General features: G+C 70.8%; 19 protein-coding genes and 1 pseudogene. 12 read left to right on the top strand and 8 right to left on the bottom strand.

Going from position 1 to position 19,418, the window contains the following annotated elements; genetic code table 11:
- The first annotated feature begins 37 nt into the window (after nucleotides 1-37).
- Together ACIPC1_RS25955 and ACIPC1_RS25950 are read left to right on the top strand one after the other, a co-directional pair.
- Nucleotides 38-1,435 (top strand): gluconate:H+ symporter, encoded by a 1,398-nt coding sequence (locus ACIPC1_RS25955; protein ID WP_402520880.1) that lies wholly within the window; start codon nucleotides 38-40, stop codon nucleotides 1,433-1,435.
- 46 nt (nucleotides 1,436-1,481) lie between these two features.
- Nucleotides 1,482-1,568: pseudogene (locus tag ACIPC1_RS25950) on the top strand (gluconate 5-dehydrogenase); the annotation flags it as partial.
- A gap of 20 nt (nucleotides 1,569-1,588) precedes the next feature.
- Here the strand turns inward: ACIPC1_RS25950 and ACIPC1_RS25945 are convergent.
- From ACIPC1_RS25945 to ACIPC1_RS25935, 3 genes are all read right to left on the bottom strand, one after another.
- Nucleotides 1,589-2,215, bottom strand: a complete 627-nt coding sequence (locus ACIPC1_RS25945) for a cytochrome b/b6 domain-containing protein (protein WP_402520878.1) — start codon at nucleotides 2,213-2,215, stop codon at nucleotides 1,589-1,591.
- Entirely contained in the window at nucleotides 2,199-2,894 is a 696-nt protein-coding gene (locus ACIPC1_RS25940; protein ID WP_402520876.1) for a molybdopterin-dependent oxidoreductase, read from the bottom strand. Before ACIPC1_RS25940 ends, ACIPC1_RS25945 begins: the two co-directional genes overlap by 17 nt.
- A 291-nt stretch (nucleotides 2,895-3,185) precedes the next feature.
- The gene (locus ACIPC1_RS25935) at nucleotides 3,186-4,841 is read right to left on the bottom strand and encodes an FAD-binding dehydrogenase (protein WP_402520874.1); all 1,656 of its coding nucleotides are present in this window, start codon (nucleotides 4,839-4,841) and stop codon (nucleotides 3,186-3,188) included.
- 319 nt (nucleotides 4,842-5,160) lie between these two features.
- On the opposite strand from ACIPC1_RS25935, the gene ACIPC1_RS25930 reads away from it, so the two are divergent.
- Entirely contained in the window at nucleotides 5,161-6,054 is an 894-nt protein-coding gene (locus ACIPC1_RS25930; protein ID WP_402520872.1) for a DMT family transporter, read from the top strand.
- Nucleotides 6,055-6,253: 199 nt separating this feature from the next.
- Nucleotides 6,254-6,787, top strand: coding sequence for an NUDIX hydrolase (locus ACIPC1_RS25925; RefSeq protein ID WP_402520870.1), 534 nt, complete (start codon nucleotides 6,254-6,256; stop codon nucleotides 6,785-6,787).
- On the opposite strand, the gene ACIPC1_RS25920 is transcribed toward ACIPC1_RS25925, so the two are convergent.
- Nucleotides 6,769-7,584, bottom strand: coding sequence for a hypothetical protein (locus ACIPC1_RS25920; RefSeq protein WP_402520868.1), 816 nt, complete (start codon nucleotides 7,582-7,584; stop codon nucleotides 6,769-6,771). The genes ACIPC1_RS25925 and ACIPC1_RS25920 overlap by 19 nt on opposite strands.
- 52 nt (nucleotides 7,585-7,636) lie before the next feature.
- Between ACIPC1_RS25920 and ACIPC1_RS25915 the strand changes: the two genes are divergently transcribed.
- Together ACIPC1_RS25915 and ACIPC1_RS25910 are read left to right on the top strand one after the other, a co-directional pair.
- Nucleotides 7,637-8,026, top strand: coding sequence for a YidH family protein (locus ACIPC1_RS25915; RefSeq protein ID WP_402520866.1), 390 nt, complete (start codon nucleotides 7,637-7,639; stop codon nucleotides 8,024-8,026).
- A gap of 5 nt (nucleotides 8,027-8,031) precedes the next feature.
- Nucleotides 8,032-8,367: a DUF202 domain-containing protein gene (locus ACIPC1_RS25910; protein WP_402520864.1), complete on the top strand. Its 336-nt coding sequence runs from the start codon at nucleotides 8,032-8,034 to the stop codon at nucleotides 8,365-8,367.
- Nucleotides 8,368-8,581: 214 nt separating this feature from the next.
- On the opposite strand, the gene ACIPC1_RS25905 is transcribed toward ACIPC1_RS25910, so the two are convergent.
- Nucleotides 8,582-9,517 carry an NADP-dependent oxidoreductase gene (locus tag ACIPC1_RS25905; protein WP_402520862.1) on the bottom strand — a complete coding sequence of 312 codons (936 nt, stop codon included), beginning with the start codon at nucleotides 9,515-9,517 and terminating at the stop codon, nucleotides 8,582-8,584.
- Between the two features lie 128 nt (nucleotides 9,518-9,645).
- Between ACIPC1_RS25905 and ACIPC1_RS25900 the strand changes: the two genes are divergently transcribed.
- The 3 genes from ACIPC1_RS25900 (at nucleotide 9,646) to ACIPC1_RS25890 (ending at nucleotide 12,412) form a co-directional block, all read left to right on the top strand.
- Nucleotides 9,646-9,942, top strand: coding sequence for a hypothetical protein (locus ACIPC1_RS25900; protein WP_384387355.1), 297 nt, complete (start codon nucleotides 9,646-9,648; stop codon nucleotides 9,940-9,942).
- A gap of 217 nt (nucleotides 9,943-10,159) precedes the next feature.
- Nucleotides 10,160-11,182, top strand: a complete 1,023-nt coding sequence (locus ACIPC1_RS25895; protein WP_402520859.1) for a phosphotransferase family protein — start codon at nucleotides 10,160-10,162, stop codon at nucleotides 11,180-11,182.
- Between the two features lie 6 nt (nucleotides 11,183-11,188).
- On the top strand, nucleotides 11,189-12,412 hold the full coding sequence (locus ACIPC1_RS25890) for an acyl-CoA dehydrogenase family protein (protein WP_402520857.1): 1,224 nt from the start codon (nucleotides 11,189-11,191) through the stop codon (nucleotides 12,410-12,412).
- A gap of 115 nt (nucleotides 12,413-12,527) precedes the next feature.
- Here the strand turns inward: ACIPC1_RS25890 and ACIPC1_RS25885 are convergent, their stop codons facing one another.
- Nucleotides 12,528-13,100, bottom strand: coding sequence for a hypothetical protein (locus ACIPC1_RS25885; RefSeq protein ID WP_402520855.1), 573 nt, complete (start codon nucleotides 13,098-13,100; stop codon nucleotides 12,528-12,530).
- Nucleotides 13,101-13,278: 178 nt separating this feature from the next.
- On the opposite strand from ACIPC1_RS25885, the gene ACIPC1_RS25880 reads away from it, so the two are divergent.
- Nucleotides 13,279-15,273, top strand: coding sequence for a histidine kinase (locus tag ACIPC1_RS25880; RefSeq protein ID WP_402520853.1), 1,995 nt, complete (start codon nucleotides 13,279-13,281; stop codon nucleotides 15,271-15,273).
- Between the two features lie 65 nt (nucleotides 15,274-15,338).
- Nucleotides 15,339-16,337 carry a response regulator gene (locus tag ACIPC1_RS25875; RefSeq protein ID WP_402520851.1) on the top strand — a complete coding sequence of 333 codons (999 nt, stop codon included), beginning with the start codon at nucleotides 15,339-15,341 and terminating at the stop codon, nucleotides 16,335-16,337.
- 22 nt (nucleotides 16,338-16,359) lie between these two features.
- Here the strand turns inward: ACIPC1_RS25875 and ACIPC1_RS25870 are convergent, their stop codons facing one another.
- Together ACIPC1_RS25870 and ACIPC1_RS25865 are read right to left on the bottom strand one after the other, a co-directional pair.
- Entirely contained in the window at nucleotides 16,360-16,953 is a 594-nt protein-coding gene (locus ACIPC1_RS25870; RefSeq protein ID WP_365434901.1) for a TetR/AcrR family transcriptional regulator, read from the bottom strand.
- 211 nt (nucleotides 16,954-17,164) lie between these two features.
- On the bottom strand, nucleotides 17,165-17,929 hold the full coding sequence (locus tag ACIPC1_RS25865; RefSeq protein ID WP_402520849.1) for an SDR family oxidoreductase: 765 nt from the start codon (nucleotides 17,927-17,929) through the stop codon (nucleotides 17,165-17,167).
- Nucleotides 17,930-18,145: 216 nt separating this feature from the next.
- Here ACIPC1_RS25865 and ACIPC1_RS25860 point away from each other — a divergent pair, with 216 nt between their 5' ends.
- Nucleotides 18,146-19,378 (top strand): exo-beta-N-acetylmuramidase NamZ domain-containing protein, encoded by a 1,233-nt coding sequence (locus tag ACIPC1_RS25860; protein ID WP_402520847.1) that lies wholly within the window; start codon nucleotides 18,146-18,148, stop codon nucleotides 19,376-19,378.
- The last annotated feature ends 40 nt before the right edge of the window (nucleotides 19,379-19,418 follow it).

Here is a 19,418-nt window from a genome sequence, read left to right as displayed (position 1 = left end):
CCTCTTTTTTCTATCTTTCTCACGTAAGGGAACCACCGTGACCAGACTCAGCGTCGAGTCGCTGGCAGCGGACACCGTCGAGCCGATCACCTCGGCGGGCCATGCTCAGCTGGGCATCGCCGTGCTGGCGGGCATCGCCGTCATCGTCCTGCTCATCACCCAGTTCAAGCTGCACGCCTTCCTGGCCCTGACCATCGGCTCGCTCGCGCTCGGCGCGTTCGCCGGAGCACCGCTCGACAAGGCCATCGTCAGCTTCACGACCGGACTCGGCACCACCGTCGCCGGTGTGGGCGTCCTGATCGCCCTCGGCGCGATCCTCGGCAAGCTGCTCGCCGACTCCGGCGGCGCCGACCAGATCGTCGACACGATCCTCGCCAAGGCCGGCGGCCGTGCGATGCCGTGGGCGATGGTTCTGATCGCCTCGGTGATCGGCCTGCCGCTGTTCTTCGAGGTCGGCATCGTGCTGCTGATCCCGGTCGTGCTGATGGTCGCCAAGCGCGGCAACTACTCCCTGATGCGCATCGGCATCCCGGCGCTGGCGGGCCTGTCCGTGATGCACGGCCTGATCCCGCCGCACCCCGGCCCGCTGGTCGCGATCGACGCGGTGGGCGCCAACCTCGGCCTCACCCTGGCTCTCGGCATCCTGGTCGCCATCCCGACGGTGATCATCGCGGGTCCGGTCTTCTCGAAGTACGCCGCCCGCTGGGTGGACGTCCCGGCTCCCGACCGCATGATCCCCGCCCGCGCCTCCGAGGAGCTGGAGAAGCGCCCCGGCTTCGGCGCCACCATCGCCACCATGCTGCTCCCGGTCGTGCTGATGCTGGCCAAGGCACTGGTGGACATCGTCGTGGACGACCCCACGCACAGGGTGCAGCGGGTCTTCGACGTCATCGGCTCGCCGCTGATCGCGCTGCTCGCGGCCGTGATCGTCGGCATGTTCACGCTGGGCCGCGCGGCCGGTTTCACCAAGGAACGGCTGTCGACGACCGTCGAGAAGTCGCTCGCCCCGATCGCGGGCATCCTGCTGATCGTCGGCGCAGGCGGCGGCTTCAAGCAGACGCTGATCGACTCCGGTGTCGGCCAGATGATCCTGGACATCTCCAAGGACTGGTCGATCCCCGCGCTGTTGCTGGCCTGGCTGATCGCCGTGGCGATCCGGCTCGCGACCGGTTCGGCGACCGTCGCCACCATCTCGGCGGCCGGCCTCGTCGCGCCCCTCGCGGCCGACATGTCCACCGCGCACGTCTCCCTCCTGGTGCTGGCGATCGGCGCGGGCTCGCTCTTCTTCAGCCATGTCAACGACGCGGGATTCTGGCTGGTCAAGGAGTACTTCGGGCTGAACGTCGGCCAGACCATCAAGACGTGGTCGGTCATGGAGACGATCATCTCGGTGGTTGCGGGCGGCCTCGTCCTGCTTCTGTCACTCGTGATCTAGCGGCGCATACGGCGGGGCATTCAGCTCGTCACTCAGGGATACGTGTATCAGTCGTCCTCTGTTCGACATCAGCGGCCGTACGGCACTGGCCACCGGGTCCAGTCGCGGCGCCGGGCTCGCGCCGGAGCGAGGGCCGGGCGGGACGGGCCGGCGTCAGGGCCGCCAAAGGCGGTGTTCCCGTTCCGCCCACTCGCGGCTGACGGAGCCGGTGCGCAGGCCGCGGCGGGCTTCGGGGTCGCCGAGGGCCATGCCGATGTGGCCCGCGAGGACGATGCCGATTGTGAGGGCGAGCCAGTCGTGGACGAAGGTCGCACTGGTGCGCCACATCAGCGGGGTGAGGTGGGTGAACCACATCAACAACCCCGTGCCGAGCATGACGAGGCTCGCACCGGCGATCCAGGCGGCGTAGGTCTTCTGACCGGCGTTGAACTTGGCGGCGGGACGGGACGAGGGGCGGGCATCGCGGCGCAGGACCGCGCGGAGCCACGTACGGTCGTGCGGCCCCCAGCGATTGAGGCGGCCCAGGTCCCTGCGGAAGGCGCGGGAGGCGAGGCCCGCCAGGACCGGCACCGGGAGCAGCAGGCCCGCCCACTCGTGGATACGGACCACCAGCTCGCGGCGGCCGACCAGCTCGGCGAACTGAGGCACGTACAAGCACGCCGCCGTCACCACGCACACGCCCATGAGCAGGGCCGTCACCCGGTGCACCCACCGCTCCGCGCGGCTGAAGCGCCGGACGCGGGAGGCCAGGGCCGGGGTTTCGTCAACTCGTAGGTGCATCGTCGCGTCCGTTCGAGCGGCCGACCCAGGCGTCCACGTCGTAGCCCCGGTCCTCCCAGTACCCGGGACGGACGTCCTCGGTGACTGTGATGCCGGAGAGCCACTTGGCGGACTTGTAGAAGTACATGGGGGCGACGTAGAGGCGGACCGGGCCGCCGTGGCTGTGGCCGAGGGCCTTGTCCTGCATGCGGTGGGCGACCAGGACGTCGGAGCGCCGGGCCTGTTCCAGGGTGAGGCTCTCCGTGTACATGCCGTCGAAGCAGGTGAAGCGGATCGCCCCGGCCGTGGAGCGCACTCCCGCGGCGTCCAGGAGGGCGGACAGGCGGACCCCCTCGAAGGGCGTGCCCGGCACCCGCCAGCCGGTGACGCACTGGACGTCGTGCACGAGCCGGGTCTGGGGCAGGGCCTTCAGATCGGCGAGGGTGTACGAGGTCGGGTGATCGACCAGGCCGTCGACGGTGAGGCGGTAGTCGGCGGCGTCCTTGTTCGGGACGGACGACGCCACCGAGTAGTAGCGGAAGCCGCCGCCGTTGGGGAGGAGACCCGTCAGGCCGGTGGGGTCCTTGTCGGACGCGCCGGCGAGGACGGATTCGAGGCCGCGCTGCAGTGTGGGTGCGGCGAGCACGCCCAGCGCGCCGAGTCCGAGCGTGCCGAGGAACACCCGGCGGCCGACCGCCACGCCGCGCTCCTCGGGGCGTTCCGGTTCCCGCGCTTCGGGATGTTCCCGTTCCCGCGGCTGCGGCCGTTCCGGTCCCCGAGCTTCAGGATGTTCCGGTTCCCGTGCCCGCGGCCGTTCCGGCTCCCGCGCTTCGGGATGTTCAGAGTTCACCTATCGATTCGAGCACCCGCGACCCCCAAAGGGCCAGGGGCAACGGGTGCTCGTCAGAAATCGGTAACCACTTATTACGCACGGTTGAGCAAACGCGCCGTCGAGCACACGCAGTGCTCGCGACGCACGGGCCGCCGCCGGTCAGTTCACCGCCTTGGCCGCCGCCCGGCCCGCCGTACGCCCGGAGAACAGACAGCCGCCGAGGAACGTGCCTTCGAGGGAGCGGTAGCCATGGACTCCGCCGCCGCCGAACCCGGCGACCTCACCCGCCGCGTACACACCCTCCAGCGGCTCCCCGCCCTCGGTCAGCACGCGGGAAGAGAGGTCGGTCTCCAGGCCGCCGAGGGTCTTGCGGGTGAGGATGTTGAGGCGGACGGCGATCAGCGGGCCGGCCTTGGGGTCGAGGATGCGATGCGGGGCCGCCGTACGGATCAGCTTGTCGCCGAGGTAGGTGCGCGCGCCGCGGATCGACATCACCTGGAGGTCCTTGGTGAACGGGTTCGCGATCTCCCGGTCGCGCGCGACGATCTCGTTGCGCAGCGCGGCCTCGTCGATGAGCGGCTCCTTGGTGAGCGCGTTCATGCCGCGTACGAGCGCGCCCAGGTCCTTCTCGACGACGAAGTCCACGCCGTTGTCCATGAACGCCCTGACCGGACCGGGCACATCGGCGCGTGCCCTTTGGAAGACACCCTTGACGGACTTGCCGGTGAGGTCGGGGTTCTGTTCCGAGCCCGAGAGCGCGAACTCCTTGCCGATGATCTTCTGGTCGAGCACGAACCAGGTGTAGTCGTACCCGGTCTTCATGATGTGTTCGAGGGTGCCGAGGGTGTCGAAGCCGGGGAAGAGCGGGACCGGCAGCCGTTTGCCACGGGCGTCGAACCAGAGCGAGGACGGGCCGGGCAGGATGCGGATGCCGTGGTTCTCCCAGATCGGGTTCCAGTTCTGGATGCCCTCGGTGTAGTGCCACATGCGGTCGCGGTTGATGAGGTGGGCGCCCGTCTCCTCGGCGATGGCGAGCATCTTGCCGTCGACGTGCGCGGGTACCCCGGCGATCATCCGCTCCGGCGGACTGCCCAGCCGCTCCGGCCAGTTGGCGCGTACGAGGTCGTGGTCGCCGCCGATGCCGCCGGAGGTGACGATCACCGCCTGGGCCTTGAGCTCGAAGGCGCCGCTGACAGTACGGCTGCTCGGCTGCCCGCGCTCGATGCCGGACGGCTCCAGAATCTCGCCGGTGACCGTGTCGACGGCGCCCGTGCTGCGGGACAGACCGGTGACGCGGTGGCGGAACTTCAGCTGTACGAGACCACGGGCGACGCCGGCCCGCACGCGCCGCTCGAAGGGGGCGACCAGGCCGGGTCCCGTCCCCCAGGTGATGTGGAAGCGGGGCACCGAGTTCCCGTGCCCGTTGGCGTCATAGCCGCCGCGCTCGGCCCAGCCGACCACCGGGAAGAAGCGGACGCCCTGCCCGTGCAGCCAGGAACGCTTCTCGCCGGCCGCGAAGTCGACATACGCCTCGGCCCACTTACGCGGCCAGTGGTCCTCCGTACGGTCGAAACCGGCCGTTCCCATCCAGTCCTGGAGGGCCAGCGCGTGGCTGTCCTTGATCCGCAGACGGCGCTGCTCGGGCGAGTTCACGAAGAAGAGCCCGCCGAAGGACCAGTGTGCCTGGCCGCCTATGGACTGCTCCGGCTCCTGGTCGAGGAGGATCACCTTGCGGCCCGCGTCGACGAGCTCCGCGGTCGCGGCGAGCCCCGCGAGACCCGCTCCGATCACGATCACATCTGCGTCGTAGGCCATGGGGCCCGTCCTCTCGGCATTCCGACGGGTCGGACCGGTGGCGGCATGCGGTTCCCCATGAGGCTGGTCATGAAGTTCGTCACGAACCGATCGGCTTCGTCGCGGGTTGATGAGACATTGGTAGTACGGAATGCGGTGGTCGCCGATGGTGCTCGACCACTCGTTGTTACTGACCGGTCAGATCCTTCGGCAAGAAGAGTGACCGAGTCAACTGCCCGGATCCGGGTACTGTCGGGGCAGGCCCCGGCCCGTGGCACTAAAGTCGGCGCGATACGCACCCGTGGCCCGCACTGACTCCCGATGTATCGAGGTACACAGCGTGTCGGTTCTCGTTCTGGTCCTCTCTGTGAGCGCGGCCTGTTGCCTGGGCTTCGGGTTCGTGCTCCAGCAGAACGCCGCCTCGCACGCCCCCCTGAGCGACTTCCTCTCCCCCCGCCTGCTGCTCGACCTCATCCGGGTGCCCCGGTGGCTGGGCGGCATCGGGCTCATGGCGTGCGGCATGATCCTCGGCGCGGTCGCCCTGGGCAAGGGCGAGATCTCCCTGGTGGAACCCCTCCTCGCGACGAACCTGCTCTTCGCGCTCGCCCTCTCCCGCCATCAGACCAAGCAGCCGCTGGGCCGGCAGGGCTGGGCCGGGCTCCTGCTGCTCGCGGGCGGGGTCAGCGCGTTCATCGTGGCCGGGCAGCCGGAGGGCGGAAACGCCGTCAGCGATCCCGTGCGGCACTGGCTGATCATCGGGATCATGGTGGGCCTCGCGCTCCTGCTCACCACCTACGCGAAGCGGTCCCTGCGCAGCTCCACGCCCGTGCTGCTCTCCCTGGCCGCGGGCCTGCTGTACGGAGTCCAGGACGCGCTCACCCGGATCAGCGGGCAGCGCTTCGGCGAGGGCGGCTGGTCCGAACTGATCACCGGCTGGCAGCCGTACGGGGTTCTCGTCCTCGGTGTGACGGGCCTTGTGCTGGTGCAGAGCGCCTTCGAGACCGCGCCCCTGCGCATGTCATTGCCGGCCCTCACGGCGGCCCAGCCGCTGGCCGGGATCCTCTGCGGTGTCGGGTTCCTGGGGGACCGACTGCGTACGGATGCCGGGGCACTCGCCTGGGAGGCGGCGGGGCTCGCGGCCGTCGTGGTGGGGATCGTGCTGCTCGGGCTGCATCCGGCGATGCCGCGCGGGACGTCCAAGGCGAAGCCGACGCTGGATCTTCAGCCGCGTTGAAGCCTCCGCATTGAGGCCTCCGCATGGATGCCTCGGCATTCATGGCAGCCGGATTCCCTGCGCAGCCGGATTCACGCCTCATCCAGAATCACGCCTCATCCGGATGCACGCCTCGTCCGGGTTCACGCCTCATTCTGATCGACGGCGAGCTGATCTGGGGCGGCCCGTCGGCGTGGCTCGGTCCTGCTTGGATGGGGGTATGAGTGCCGCTGACGAAATCCTCGACATCGTGGACGAGAACGACGAGGTCATCGGGCAGTCTCCGCGCGGGGAGGTATACGCGCTCGGCCTGCGCCACCGGGCCGTGTTCGTCCAGGCCCGGGACGCCGAGGGCCGGATCTTCGTCCACCGCCGGACACCCACGAAGCTCGTGTTCCCCTCGCTGTACGACATGTTCGTCGGCGGAGTCGTCGGCGCGGGCGAGACCTACGAGGACGCGGCCCTGCGGGAGGCCGAGGAGGAACTCGGCGTCTCCGGGCTCCCGCGTCCCGTTCCCCTCTTCAAGTTCCTGTACGACAACGGCGCCGGCCAGACCTGGTGGTCCTCCGTCTACGAGGTCCGCTGCGAGCTGCCGGTCGACCCGCAGGTCGAGGAGGTCGCCTGGCACGACTTCCTTCCCGAGGACGAGGTGGAGCGGCATCTCGCCGACTGGAACTGGGTCCCGGACGGCCTGGAGGCGTACGAGCGGCTCAAGGGCCTCAGGCGGCTCAAGGGCTACCGCGCGCAGGCCTGACCCACTCCCGACGCACCCACACCAGCACCCGCTACCGACCCGCTGCCGGTGAGCGCGTCGGCGAGCGCCCGCGCGTGGGCCGGGGTGCCGCCCAGGTCGAGGGGCAGGGTGCGCGGGCTGTACTGCCCGTCGCACACCCCGAGAGGGCTCGGCCCGACCGCGCCACCGCTCAGCGGGCTCTCGCTCTGCGTCGTCCACGTCGGGCCGTCCCAGAACGGGTGGTCGAGGAGCCGCTCGGCCACGCCTGGTGCCGCCCCCGCCGCCACCCCCACGGTGGTGAGCGCGCCGGATATCCGGGAGATCGCCTCGGCCACCGGCACGTCCGCGTCACCGAACACGGGCAGCAGGAGGAGGAGCCGCAGCGCGGGGTCGCGTACGCCCTCGTCCCGCGCCGGGGCGGAGTCGGCGACGGCCACCAACTCGGGCCAGGACAGCCCCGGGCCGCTGAAGTGACCCTCCAGCGAGGCCAGGGGCGCGTCCCGGTCCCAGTCCGGGTGTGTGAGCAGGTAGTCCGTGCCGGGGTCGTCCGGGAAGTTGCGGTGGACGACCCAGAGCAGGTGCCCGCCGGTCAGCGGTATTCGGTAGGCCGGCCAGGCCTCGGGTGCGCTGTACAGCGCCTCGGTCGCCGCGTCGACGTCCGCCTCGTCGGCGCCGAAGAGCGCGGGCTCCTCCATGAACTCGTCCCAGGCCGGGAGGAAGTAGGCGGGCCAGAATCCGGCCAGCCCGAGCAGCTCCTCGGCGGGGGCGATGCCGTGGCCGGGCACGGCGTACCGGGCCAGTGACATGGGAACGTCCATGCGCCGAACGGTAGCGAGCGGCACTGACAACGCTCCCGGTAGGGTCCAGGGCGTGATCCAAATCGTACGGAACGTCCAGCTGTGGTTCACGCCCCCGGACGCCGAAGCGGAGGGCAGCACGCCCGACTACCGCTTCTCCCTGGCGAACGAGCGGACCTTTCTGGCGTGGCTGCGCACCGCGCTGGCGCTGATCGGCGGCGGCTTCGCGGTGGATCAGTTCCTGCCGGACCTGGGGCGGGGCTGGCGCGTCGGCCTCGCACTGGCCCTCCTGGCGGCGGGCGTGCTCTGCTCGCTGCGGGCCGTCAACCACTGGGTGCGGTGCGAGACGGCGATGCGGAAGGGCGAGGACCTGCCTGTGTCACGCTTTCCGGCCGTGCTGAGCATCGCGGTCGCGATCGTCGCCGTGGCCATGGTCGTCGTCGTACTCCTCGGCCGGGAATGATGGCCATGCCCGCCCGGGAGGGGGAACAGGGGCGTGACCCGGGCCTGCAACCGGAGCGCACGCGCCTCGCGTGGCGGCGTACGACCCTGTCCAGCACGGTGGCCACCGTGCTGGCGGTGAAGACGACACTGCACGGCGGCGGGTCGGTCACCGGGGTCGTGGTCTGTGCCCTGTGCTGCGCGCTCTGGCTGGGTTTTCTGGCCATCGCCCACCGCCGGATCCAGGTGCTCGCGGCGGTGTCCGGCTCGGACCGGCCGCCCGCACTGGCGCCCCGCCACGCGACAGCGGCGACGCTGTGCACGGTGGCACTGGCGGTGTGCGCCGCGGCGCTGGTGCTCTGAGAACCGCCCACTGAGTCCGAGAGGTCACGTCCGCGCCTCAGCGAGATCGTCCCGTGTCTGAGAGGTCCCGCTCCGCGTCCGGGCGGCCTCCATCCGCGTCCGGGCGGTCGCCGTCCGGGTCCGAGAGGTCGCCATCCGCGTCCGGGCGGTCGCCGTCCGGGTCCGAGAGGTCTCGATCCGGGTCCGAGAGGTCTCAATCCGGGTCCGAGAGGTCTCAATCCGTCCAGTCGACGGTGACCACGATCTTCCCCCGCGTACGGCCCTCCGCGCTCAGACGTTGGGCTTCGGCCGCCCGTTCCAGGGGGAACGTCCGGGAGACATGGACCGAGATGACGCCCTGCTCGGCAAGGTCGGACAGGTGCTGGAGGTCGTCCGCGTCCGGGCGGACGAAGTAGTAGCGGCCGCCGAAACCGACGACGTCCGGGTCGGCGAGGGACACCAGGCGGCCCTCCGGAGCGAGCAGGGCCGCCGAGAGCTTCATCGTGTCGCCGCCGATCGTGTCGAGGGCCGCGTCGACACCTTCCGGTGCGAGGGCCCGTACGCGCTCGGCGAGACCCTCGCCGTAGGTGACCGGCTCGCCGCCCAGGGAGCGCACGAACTCGTGGTGGAGCTCGCTCGCCGTGCCGATCACGCGGGCGCCGAGGTGCCGGGCGAGCTGGACCGCGATCGAGCCGACGCCGCCCGCCGCCGCGTGGACGAGTACGGTCTCGCCGGCCTGCACATCGAGGACCTTGATCATCACCTGGTACGCGGTGAGCCCCACCAGGGGCAGGCCCGCCGCCTCCTCGAAGGAGAGGTTCAGCGGTTTGCGGGCGAGGGTGCGCACGGGGGCCGCCACGTACTCGGCGAAGGTGCCGCGGGAGAGGAAGTCCTCGCGGGCGTACCCGATGACCTCGTCGCCGACCTCGAACTCCGTGACGGAGGCGCCGGGCTGGACCACCACACCGGAGACGTCCCAGCCGGGGATCACCGGGAAGACCGCGTCCAGGATCCCGTCGAGGTGCCCCTCGCGGCACTTCCCGTCGACCGGGTTCACGGACGCCGCGCGCACCTTCACCAGGACCGCGTCGGGACCGACCTTGGGTTCGCGTACCTCCCCGTACTCCAGGACGTCCGGCCCGCCGTACCGGCTGTAGCTGATGGCCTTCATGCCATCGACCCTCCGAGGTATGCAGGCGCCACGCAAGCCGGAATGGGATGATTTGAGCGGCTTTTTGCCGCTAGCCTGAGCCGTTGTTCCCCACGGCCCCCACCCCACCACCTCCGAAGGCGAGCACCATGACCACCCTCCACGCGGAGCACTCCGCACACGAGCACGCCCATGGCCCCACCTGCGGTCACACCGCGGTGCCGCACGGCGACCACGTCGACTACGCGCACGACGGGCATCTGCACCGCGAGCACTCCGGACACTGGGACGAGTGCGAGCCGAGCGGCCACACCGCGCACGCCGAGCACGGCCATCAGCACGGCGACGGCTGCGGGCACCCGGCGGTCGAGCACGGCGACCACGTCGACTACGTGCACGACGGACACCGGCACGCCGAGCACCAGGGGCACTGGGACGACCACTAGGACGGTTCGGTAACTGGGACCGTCCGGTCCACTGAGCGTCTCCCCCGCTTCCTTGGTTTCCCTGGCTCCCCCGCTCCCCCGCTTCCTTGGCTCCCTTGGCTCCCTGGTTTCCTTGGTTGCGGGGGAGACGCCGATCACGTTTTGTTTCCGCGCTGGACGACATACCGACTGGTCGGCATCATGGTCATGTCCTGTTTCCCCGCGCGTAGGAGCGACGATGTCCCCAGACCATCCGCGAGGTCTCGACCTCGACCGGCTGCGCGGCCTGCTCGACCGCGAGCGGCCCGGGCTGGTGAACGGCCCGCTGACCGGCCGGCTGATCGAAGGCGGACGGTCGAACCTCACGTACACGGTCACGGACGGCGGGGCGAAGTGGGTCGTCCGGCGGCCTCCGCTCGGGCACGTGCTGGCCACCGCGCACGACATGAAGCGTGAGCACCGGGTGATCAGCGCGCTGTACCCGACGGCGGTCCCGGTGCCGCGGCCTGTGCTGCTGTGCGAGGACGAGTCGGTGCTGGGATCACCGTTCTACGTCATGGAGTTCGTGGAGGGCACGCCGTACCGCACCGCGGAGCAGCTCGCCCCGCTCGGACCGCAGCGCACCCGCGACGCGGTGCTCGGGCTGGTGAACACGCTGGTCGAGCTGCACGCAGTGGATCCGGCCGAGGTGGGACTCACGGACTTCGGGCGTCCGGAGGGTTTCCTCGAACGCCAACTGCGGCGCTGGGGCAAGCAGTTGGAAGCGTCCCGGAACCGCGAGCTGGCCGGGATCGACGAACTGCACGCGGCCCTGGGGCGCGCGCTCCCCGACTCCCCCGCACCGACCGTCGTGCACGGCGACTACCGGCTCGACAACGTACTGATCGGCGCCGACGACCGGATCAACGCGATCCTGGACTGGGAGATGTCCACGCTCGGCGATCCGCTGACGGATCTGGGGCTGCTGGTCATGTACAGCATCCCTCTCAAAACGGGCGACTCCCCCATCAGCACGACGGCTTCCGCCCTCGGGCACCCGGATCCGGCCGAGCTCGTCGAGCGATACGCCGCGCGCTCGGGGCGCGACGTGTCCGCCATCTCCTGGTACACGGCGTTCGCGTGGTTCAAGCTCGCCGTGATCCTGGAGGGCATCCACTACCGCTACACGCAGGGCCAGACGGTCGGCGCGGGATTCGACCGCATGGGCGAACTGACCCCCGTCTTCATCGAGCACGGCCTGACCACCCTTCAGGAAGGCTGATCCGCCATGGACTTCGCATTCGACGCGCGCACCGAGGAGCTGCGCCATCAGCTGCTCGCCTTCATGGACGAGTACGTCTATCCGGCGGAGACCGTGGCGGAGGAGCAGCGCGCTCAGCTGGCGTCGCCGTGGGACACCCCGGCCGTGGTCGAGGAGTTGAAGGCCGAGGCCCGCAGCCAGGGGCTGTGGAACCTCTTCCTGCCGGACTCCCGGTACGGTGCCGGACTCACCAACCTCCAGTACGCGCCGCTCGCCGAAATCACCGGCCGCAGCCCGCACTTGGCGCCCACCGCGCTGAACTGCGCCGCGCCCGACACGGGCAACATGGAGGTGCTCACGCAGTTCGGCGACGAGCAGCAGAGGAAACAGTGGCTGGAGCCGCTGCTCGCCGGTGAGATCCGTTCGGCGTTCGCGATGACCGAGCCCGAGGTGGCCTCGTCCGACGCCACGAACATCACCACCCGCATCGAGCGGTCCTCCGACGGCTCCGCCGAGTACGTCATCACGGGCCGCAAGTGGTACATCTCCGGGGCCATGAATCCGGACTGCAAGATCTTCATCGTGATGGGCAAGACGGACCCGGAGGGGTCCGACCTCCGCCGTCAGCAGTCCATGGTGCTCGTGCCGCGCGACACTCCCGGTGTCGAGATCCGGCGCGCCATGCAGGTGTACGGCTACGAGGACCACTCCCACGGCGGGCACGCAGAGGTCTCCTTCCATCAAGTCCGGGTCCCCGTGGGCAACTTGGTAGGCGAGGAGGGAAGCGGCTTCGCCATCGCGCAGGCGCGGCTCGGCCCCGGTCGGATCCACCACTGCATGCGGCTGATCGGGATGGCCGAGCGGGCGATCGAGCTGATGTGCCGCCGGGCCGTGTCCCGTACGGCCTTCGGCAAGCCGCTGGCCCAGCAGGGCGTGGTCCAGAACTGGATCGCCGACGCCCGGGTGGCCGTCGAGCAGCTGCGCCTGCTGGTCCTGAAGACCGCCTGGATGATGGACACGGTCGGCAACAAGGGCGCCCACACCGAGATCCAGGCCATCAAGATCGCCACTCCCCGTACGGTCGTCGACATTCTCGACAAGGCGGTCCAGCTGCACGGCGCGGGTGGCGTGAGCCAGGACTTCCCGCTGGCCGAACTGTGGGCGAGCGCGCGGACGTTGCAGCTCGCCGACGGTCCCGACGAGGTGCACCAGCGGTCGCTGGCGCGGCAGGAGATCAAGAAGCACCTGTGAGGCGGGCGAGGCCGGTGAAGGGCGATCACGGCACCGGGGCCGGTGAAGGTGCATGACGGGAGGGCCGGTGAGGGCGCGTGTGCCCTCACCGGCCCTGTCCCCCGAGCGGTGTTGGTCAGTTTCGGGTGGTCGCGCTGAGCGTCCAGCCCTGTCGGCACTTCAGGCCGAACGTGCCCTTGTCGCAGCCCTCGACCTTGAAGCTGTAGGTCCCGGTGGTGTGCTTGCGGACCCACATTCCGCCGGAGGTGCCGCCGCGCAGGGTGACCTGCGTGCCGCCCGCGTCGGCGGCGCTGGTGTAGCGGACCAGGAAGACGCCGTAGTGGTACGGGTCCGTGGGGCCCCAGTTGAAGTACGCGTAGCCGTTGCGCTCCCAGGCGGCGACCACCATCTCCGGGCCCTGGCGGGGCGACAGGGTCACGTTCCCGCTGTCGAAGTACTGGCGCTTGCCGAGCTTCGTCCCGTTCGTCGACTTGACGATCAGCACCTCGCTCCGCGGGCAGCCGAGCATGCCGTTCACACCGCCCAGATCGCTCCAACGCTCGTAGATGTAACTGTTGCTGAGCTGGTGTCCGCACGCCGTCGGCGGCCCTGCGGGAGCGGCCGTGGCGGCGGGCACCGCCGCCGTGCCGCCGAGCGCGAGTGCCGAGCCCACCGCGAGGCCCGTCAGACGCCGGTTCACTGAAAGCATCACTGTTCTCCCCCGTCAGCCGGGCCGGCGGCTCTTCCACCGGCCCGCTGCAACGAGCATCGGGCCACGGGGGCCCGGGAGTTGAGAGGGTGCGGCCGGGCGGTCGCCGGGAGTTCTCCCGGGTGGACCGGGAACCGTTCCCATGACACCCGGGCGGCCGACCAGGACGATGGCTCACATGGACGACCAGTACGGGCGGACCCGGCGGCGCACGGTCATCGCGTATGTCCTGCTGGTCCTGGCGCTGACGCAAGTGGCCGTGGGGGCGGGGGCGTTGGCGGTCGCCGGGGTTTCCGTGGCGGACCTGGTCCGCTACGACATGGTCATCGACATGGCGAACGGTCTCGCCTATCCCGTCTGCGGCACGGTGATCGCGCTGCACCGCCCGCGCAACCCCATCGGATGGCTGCTGATCGTCTACGGGCTGGGCCACGCGTTCACCGGGCTGTCCATCGGCCTCGCGGTCGTGGGACTGCGCGCGGGCTGGTCACCGGAGGCGCTGCACGCGCTCACCACGATCGGCCGTCACACCTGGATCGTCGCGAGTTCGACCGCGTTCGTGTTCGTGTTCTTCCTGTTTCCCGACGGACGGCTGCCCGGCCACCGCTGGCGGTGGGCGCTGGTCGTCCAACTGGTGACATCGCCAATGGACTTCGCGGTCTGGGCCCGATACGACTGGGGGCTGTTCCAAGGGACCGCGGCCCAGCCCTCGTACCTCCCGGTGCCACCCGGCTGGTTGTCCGTCATCGAGCGTGTGGTGACAGCCAAGGCCTGTCTCGTGCTGGCCACCATCATCGCCGTCATGTGGCTGCGATACCGGCGCGGCGGTGAACAGGACCGCCGTCAGCTGCTGTGGCTGTTCGCCGGGGTACTGCCGCTGGTGCTGAGCGTCATGCTGCAGGCCTTCGGCTTCCCTCCCGTCTACACGTCGTACGGCACCCTGTTGCTGCCGGTCGCCATCGTGATCGCCGTGATCCGCCACGAACTGCTCGACATTCGGCTCGTCGTCTCCAGGGGCCTGCTGTACGGGGCGCTCACCGTCGGAGTGGTCGCCGCCTATGTCGGCCTCGTCACCTTCTTCCAGACGCTCATCGACCCCCAACCCGGGCTGCTGGGGCCCGCCTTCATCACCGTCGTCCTCGCCGTCACCTTCGAACCGGCCCGGCGCCGATTGCAGCGCACAGTGGACCGAGCCCTCTACGGGGACCGGCACGACCCCGTCCGGGCGGTCTCCCGGATCGGTGAGCGGCTCGCCGGGGGTGGTGTCGGTGCAGTGCCCGAGGCGGTGGGTGAGGGGCTGCGTCTGCCGTATGTGCGGCTGGCCGCGAAGTCCGGCGTGGCGGGTGGCAGTTGGGGAACACCGGGGAAACTCACGCATGCCGTGCCGTTGGAGTACGACGGCCGCGCGGTCGGTGAGCTGGTGATCGGGCTGCGCCCCGGCGAGCAGCAGCCCGCACCGGCCGATCTGGCGGTGCTCGAACTGCTCGCGGTGCCGCTGGCCGCCGCCCTGCACGCCACCGACCTCTCCCGCCAGCTCCAGCTCTCCCGGGAGCGGATCGTGGCCGCGCGGGAGGAGGAGCGCCGCCGGATCCGCCGGGATCTGCACGACGGGCTCGGACCTACGCTCGCCGGGGCCGCCTTCCAGGCCGACGCCGTACGCAATCTGCTCGCCTTCGATCCGGAGCGGGCGGCAGGACTGCTCGTCGAGCTGCGGGCCGAGATCGGCGGGGCGGTCGGGGAGATCCGTCGCCTGGTGGACGGGCTGCGGCCGCCGGACCTCGACCAGCTGGGGCTCCTCGGCGCCCTGCGCGAACGCTCGGCACGGCTGTCCTGGAGAGCGGACGGCACACCCGTCGTCGTACGGATGCAGGCTCCTGAGCTGCTGCCGCCGCTGCCCGCCGCCGTGGAGGTCGCGGCCTACCGCATCGCGACCGAGGCGCTCACCAACGCGGCCCGGCACGCCCGGGCCTCCTGCGTCGACCTTCGCATCGAGATCGGCGACGGGCTGCGCCTGGAGGTGTGCGACGACGGCTCCCCCGTCGACGAGGAGACCGCGTGGCGCCCCGGCGTGGGCATCACGTCGATGCAGGAGCGCGCCGCGGAGCTCGGCGGCAGCTGCGTGGCGGGCCGGGGCCGCGTGGTGGCGACCCTGCCGCTCGGGGACCCGCCGTGACGGGGCACGAACGGCACGGCGGCCCGGGAAGCCCGGGAGAGCCTGAAGAGTTGCGGAGGCGGGGCATGGAGTCGGAATCGGAGTCGGAGCGCGCGGGGCCCACACGCGAGGACGGCCCGCAGCCGGTGCGAGCGAGGGGTGGCGAGACGGAAGGCGGCGCGCAGCCGGTCCGGGACGGCGGTGGTGAGACGGAGGGAGGCCCGCAGCCCGGGCAGAACGGCGGTGGCCAGACGGAAGACGACCTACAGGCAGGCCAGAACAACCGTGGCCAGACGGAAGACGACCCACAACCCGGACGGGGCGATGACGGCAGGACGAGGGACAGCGCGCAGCCGGTCCGGGGCCGCGGCGGCGGGACGGAGGACAACTCGCGGCCCGTCCGGGGTGGTGGTGAGGCGGAGGGTGTGCTCAGGGTCGTGCTCGCTGACGATCACCCCGTCGTGCGTACGGGGCTGGCAGCGTTGTTGGAGTCCGTGCGGGACGGGACGCCGCGGGTGTCCGTCGTGGGGGTCGCCTCCGGTGGGCGGGAGGCGGTGCGGGCCGCCGTGACGCTGCGCCCGCATGTGGTCGTGATGGACATCCGGATGCCGGACATGAACGGCATCGAGGCGACGCGGGAGATCGGCCGGGTGGCGCCCGCGGTGGCGGTGCTGATGCTCACCATGGTCGAGGAGGACGACTCGGTGTTCGCGGCGATGCGCGCCGGGGCCCGCGGCTACGTGCTCAAGGGCGCGGGGCAGGACGAGATCGTCCGGGCGATCAGAGCGGTGGCCGCCGGAGAGGCGATCTTCGGGCCGGGCGTGGCACGGCGCGTGCTCGGCCAGCTGAGCCGTCCGCTGCCACAGCCCGACCCGTGCCCGGCGCTCACCCCGCGCGAACGGGACGTCCTCACGCTGATCGCCGCGGGGACACCCAACGCGACCGTGGCGGCCCGGCTCGGGCTGTCCCCGAAGACGGTCAGCAACCACATGTCCGCCGTGCTCGCGAAGCTGGGCGTGGCGGACCGCACGGAGGCGGTGGCCTGGGCCCGCGACGCGGGACTCGGGCCGGCCGTGGATCCGTGACCCCGCGGGGCCTCAGGGCGCCTCAGGGCCGCAGCGCGCGCAGCAGCAGGTCGGCCAACTGGTCGGCGACCTGCTGCGGGGTGAGCGGGCCGTCGGGCCGGTACCACGTAGACAGGTGGTGCACGGAACCGAAGTGGTAGTCGACGACGAGGTCGGCGGGGGTGGCCGTGGAGAAGACGCCCTTCTTCTGGCCCTCCTCGACGAGCGCGCGGAAGCGCTCGTGGTACCGGCGGCGCTCGGCGCGTACCTGCTTGTGCTTCTCCGGGCTGAGGTGGTGCATGGAGCGGAAGAAGATCGACGCGTCGTCGAGGTTGTCGATGGTCGTGACGACCACGTCGGCCGCAGCGCCCCGCAGCCGCTCCTCGACGGGCGCGTCGGCGCCCGCAAAGGCGTCCAGTCGCTCCTGCTGAAGGCGCAGCACGCGCGCGTAGACCTCGTGCAGGAGGTCGTCCTTGGAGCCGAAGTAGTGGTAGAGCGCCCCCTTGGTGACGCCCGCCGCCTCGACGATCTCCTGCACGGAGGTCCGGTCGTAGCCCTGCTCGGCGAAGAGCCTGGTGGCGGCGGCCAGCAGCCGCTGCGGCACGGGCGTACTGTCACCGTCCGTCGTTCTGGGCACTGCCGCCACCTGCCTTCCTTGATGTTGTGGCTGTCCTACGGGCTCTTGTGCGATCGGGAACGCAGCTCCCGATGCAGGATCTTGCCACTCGCCGTCTTCGGCGGGTCGGGCAGGATCTCCACCCGCCGCGGAAAACCGTGAGCGGCCGGGCGCCCGTCCCCGCGGTCGACCACGCCCGGCCGACCGCTGACCACGTACAGCCGGGCGTCGGTCACTGACCGGCCTCCCACTTCTGCTGGATGTGGTTCATGTTCGTCAGCCAGCGGTCGGGGTTCGCGGCCCGCACCTGGTAGTACTCGGCGACCTCGGGGTGCGGCAGGATCAGGAAGCGGTCCTCCTCCATCCCGGCGAAGAGTGCGTCGGCGACGTCCTCGGGCTCGATGGCGCTGGGCTGGAGCACCAGGGCGCCCGCGCTGCCGGTGGCGGCGAGCATGTCCGTGCGCACGCCCTGCGGACAGATCGCGTGGACCTTCAGACCGCGGTGGCGGTACGTCAGCGACAGCCACTCGGCGAAGGCGTACGCACCGTGCTTGGTGACGGCGTACGGCGCGGCGCCGATCATGGTGAGCAGTCCGGCCGCCGAGACCGTGGAGACGAAACGGCCGCTGCCGCGCTCCAGCCAGGCCGGGAGCAGCTCGTGGGCCGCGCGTACGTGCGCCATGACGTTGACGTCCCAGGCGAGCGCCCAGACCTGTTCGGCGGCCGCCTCCGTCCCGCCCGAGCCGACGCCCGCGTTGGCGCAGTACACATCGACCGTGCCGCCGAGGGCGTCCCTGGCCTCCGCCACGATCGCGGACGCGTCGCCCGGCACCGCGATGCCGCCGATCTCGTCGGCCACTGTCTTCGCCTTGGCGGCGTCCAGGTCGTTGACGACGACCCTGGCCCCCGCGGCGGCGAAGCGGCGGGCCAGCGCGGCTCCGATTCCGCCCCCCGCTCCAGTGACGATCACTCCGGCATCCTGCACGGCTTCCACCATCGGTCTCCTTCGAGGCGACGAGAATCGGTCTGTCTCCGCACCAGACTAACCAGTCGGTATGTCGTGAGGAAAGGGCCGCTTCGGGGCGCGGGCCGTGACGTCTGCGGCTCCGCCGCGCGGACGCGACCAGCCAGGGCTGCCTGCGGGCTACGAACTTCCGGCGGAAGCGCTTAGCGTGCCTGTGCCAACCTTCCGCGATCACGGAGGTCCCCCATCATGCGCCTGTCCCGACGAACCCTGCTCGCCGCCGGCACGGGCGCGGTGGGCCTGACCGCCCCTCCGGCTGCCGCAGCGGGAGAGAGACAGCTGCGTACCGGCTTCGAACGCCTGGCCGCGGGCGGCTACGCCCCCCTCGACGGACAGCGCGTCGGCGTCGTCACCAACCCCACCGGCATCACCCGCGACGTGCGCCACATCGTCGACGTCATGCACGCCGACGACCGGGTGAACCTGATCGCCGTCTTCGGCCCCGAGCACGGCTTCCGCGGCACCGCGCAGGCGGGCGGCTCGGAGGGCCGTTACGACGACCCGGCGACCGGGCTGCCCGTCTACGACACGTATCTGAAGAGCGGTCAGCCGCTCGCCGACATCTTCACCGCTTCCGGCGTGGACACGATCGTCTTCGACATCCAGGACGTGGGCGCGCGTTTCTACACGTACATCTGGACGCTGTACGACTGCATGGACGCGGCCCGGCTGGCGGGCAAGCGCTTCGTGGTGCTCGACCGGCCGAACCCGGTGACCGGCCGGGCGGCCCAAGGTCCCGTCCTGCACAAGGAGTTCGCGACCTTCGTCGGACGAGAACCCATCGCGCAGGCGCACGGGATGACGGTCGCGGAGCTGGCACGGCTGTTCAACGGGGAGTTCCTGGCGACGCCGGTGCCGCTGGAGACCGTACTGATGTCGGGGTGGCGGCGCTCGGATTTCTATGACGCCTCGGGTCTCCCCTGGGTGCCGCCCAGCCCCAACATGCCGACGGCCGACACCGCGCTGGTGTACTCGGGTACCTGCCTCTTCGAGGGGACGAACCTGTCGGAGGGGCGGGGCACGACCCGCCCGTTCGAGCTGCTCGGCGCGGAGGGCATCGACCGGAGCTGGGCCGAGGCGGTCGGACAACTCGGGCTGGACGGCGTGCACTTCAGGGAGGCGTACTTCGCGCCCACCTTCTCCAAGTTCCAGGGCCGGACCATCGGCGGGGTGCAGGTCCACGTGCACGACCGGGGCGCGTACGACCCCGTGCGCACCGGTGTCGCGCTCCTGGTGACCGCCAAGAAGGTCTGGAGCGGCTTCACTTGGCGCGCCGACAACTGGATCGACAAGCTGACCGGGTCCACGAGCGTCCGCACGATGATCGACGCGGGGGCGTCGGCCGACGAGGTCGTGGCCGCCTGGCAGGACGAGCTGGCGGCGTTCCGACGCGTACGCAAGGAGTACCTGGTGTATCGGTGAGGTGTGCAGCGCCTGGGGGTCAACGACTGTTGGCCACCGA

Origin of the sequence: Streptomyces sp. NPDC087263 (assembly GCF_044744645.1) — a bacterium.
Lineage (GTDB): Bacteria > Actinomycetota > Actinomycetes > Streptomycetales > Streptomycetaceae > Streptomyces.
The sequence above is the reverse complement of the archived record's forward strand: the minus strand, read 5'-3'. Positions and strand labels throughout refer to the sequence as shown.

Bases quoted from the DNA above. Each gene is read 5' to 3' on its own strand.
- ACIPC1_RS25890 (WP_402520857.1), top strand. From the start codon at position 11,189: ATGGACTTCGCATTCGACGCGCGCACCGAGGAGCTGCGCCATCAGCTG.
- ACIPC1_RS25865 (WP_402520849.1), bottom strand. From the start codon at position 17,929: ATGGTGGAAGCCGTGCAGGATGCCGGAGTGATCGTCACTGGAGCGGGG.
- ACIPC1_RS25905 (WP_402520862.1), bottom strand. From the start codon at position 9,517: ATGAAGGCCATCAGCTACAGCCGGTACGGCGGGCCGGACGTCCTGGAG.
- ACIPC1_RS25885 (WP_402520855.1), bottom strand. From the start codon at position 13,100: ATGCTTTCAGTGAACCGGCGTCTGACGGGCCTCGCGGTGGGCTCGGCA.
- ACIPC1_RS25925 (WP_402520870.1), top strand. From the start codon at position 6,254: ATGAGTGCCGCTGACGAAATCCTCGACATCGTGGACGAGAACGACGAG.
- ACIPC1_RS25860 (WP_402520847.1), top strand. From the start codon at position 18,146: ATGCGCCTGTCCCGACGAACCCTGCTCGCCGCCGGCACGGGCGCGGTG.
- ACIPC1_RS25945 (WP_402520878.1), bottom strand. From the start codon at position 2,215: ATGCACCTACGAGTTGACGAAACCCCGGCCCTGGCCTCCCGCGTCCGG.
- ACIPC1_RS25920 (WP_402520868.1), bottom strand. From the start codon at position 7,584: ATGGACGTTCCCATGTCACTGGCCCGGTACGCCGTGCCCGGCCACGGC.
- ACIPC1_RS25880 (WP_402520853.1), top strand. From the start codon at position 13,279: ATGGACGACCAGTACGGGCGGACCCGGCGGCGCACGGTCATCGCGTAT.
- ACIPC1_RS25900 (WP_384387355.1), top strand. From the start codon at position 9,646: ATGACCACCCTCCACGCGGAGCACTCCGCACACGAGCACGCCCATGGC.
- ACIPC1_RS25875 (WP_402520851.1), top strand. From the start codon at position 15,339: ATGGAGTCGGAATCGGAGTCGGAGCGCGCGGGGCCCACACGCGAGGAC.
- ACIPC1_RS25935 (WP_402520874.1), bottom strand. From the start codon at position 4,841: ATGGCCTACGACGCAGATGTGATCGTGATCGGAGCGGGTCTCGCGGGG.
- ACIPC1_RS25910 (WP_402520864.1), top strand. From the start codon at position 8,032: ATGCCCGCCCGGGAGGGGGAACAGGGGCGTGACCCGGGCCTGCAACCG.
- ACIPC1_RS25895 (WP_402520859.1), top strand. From the start codon at position 10,160: ATGTCCCCAGACCATCCGCGAGGTCTCGACCTCGACCGGCTGCGCGGC.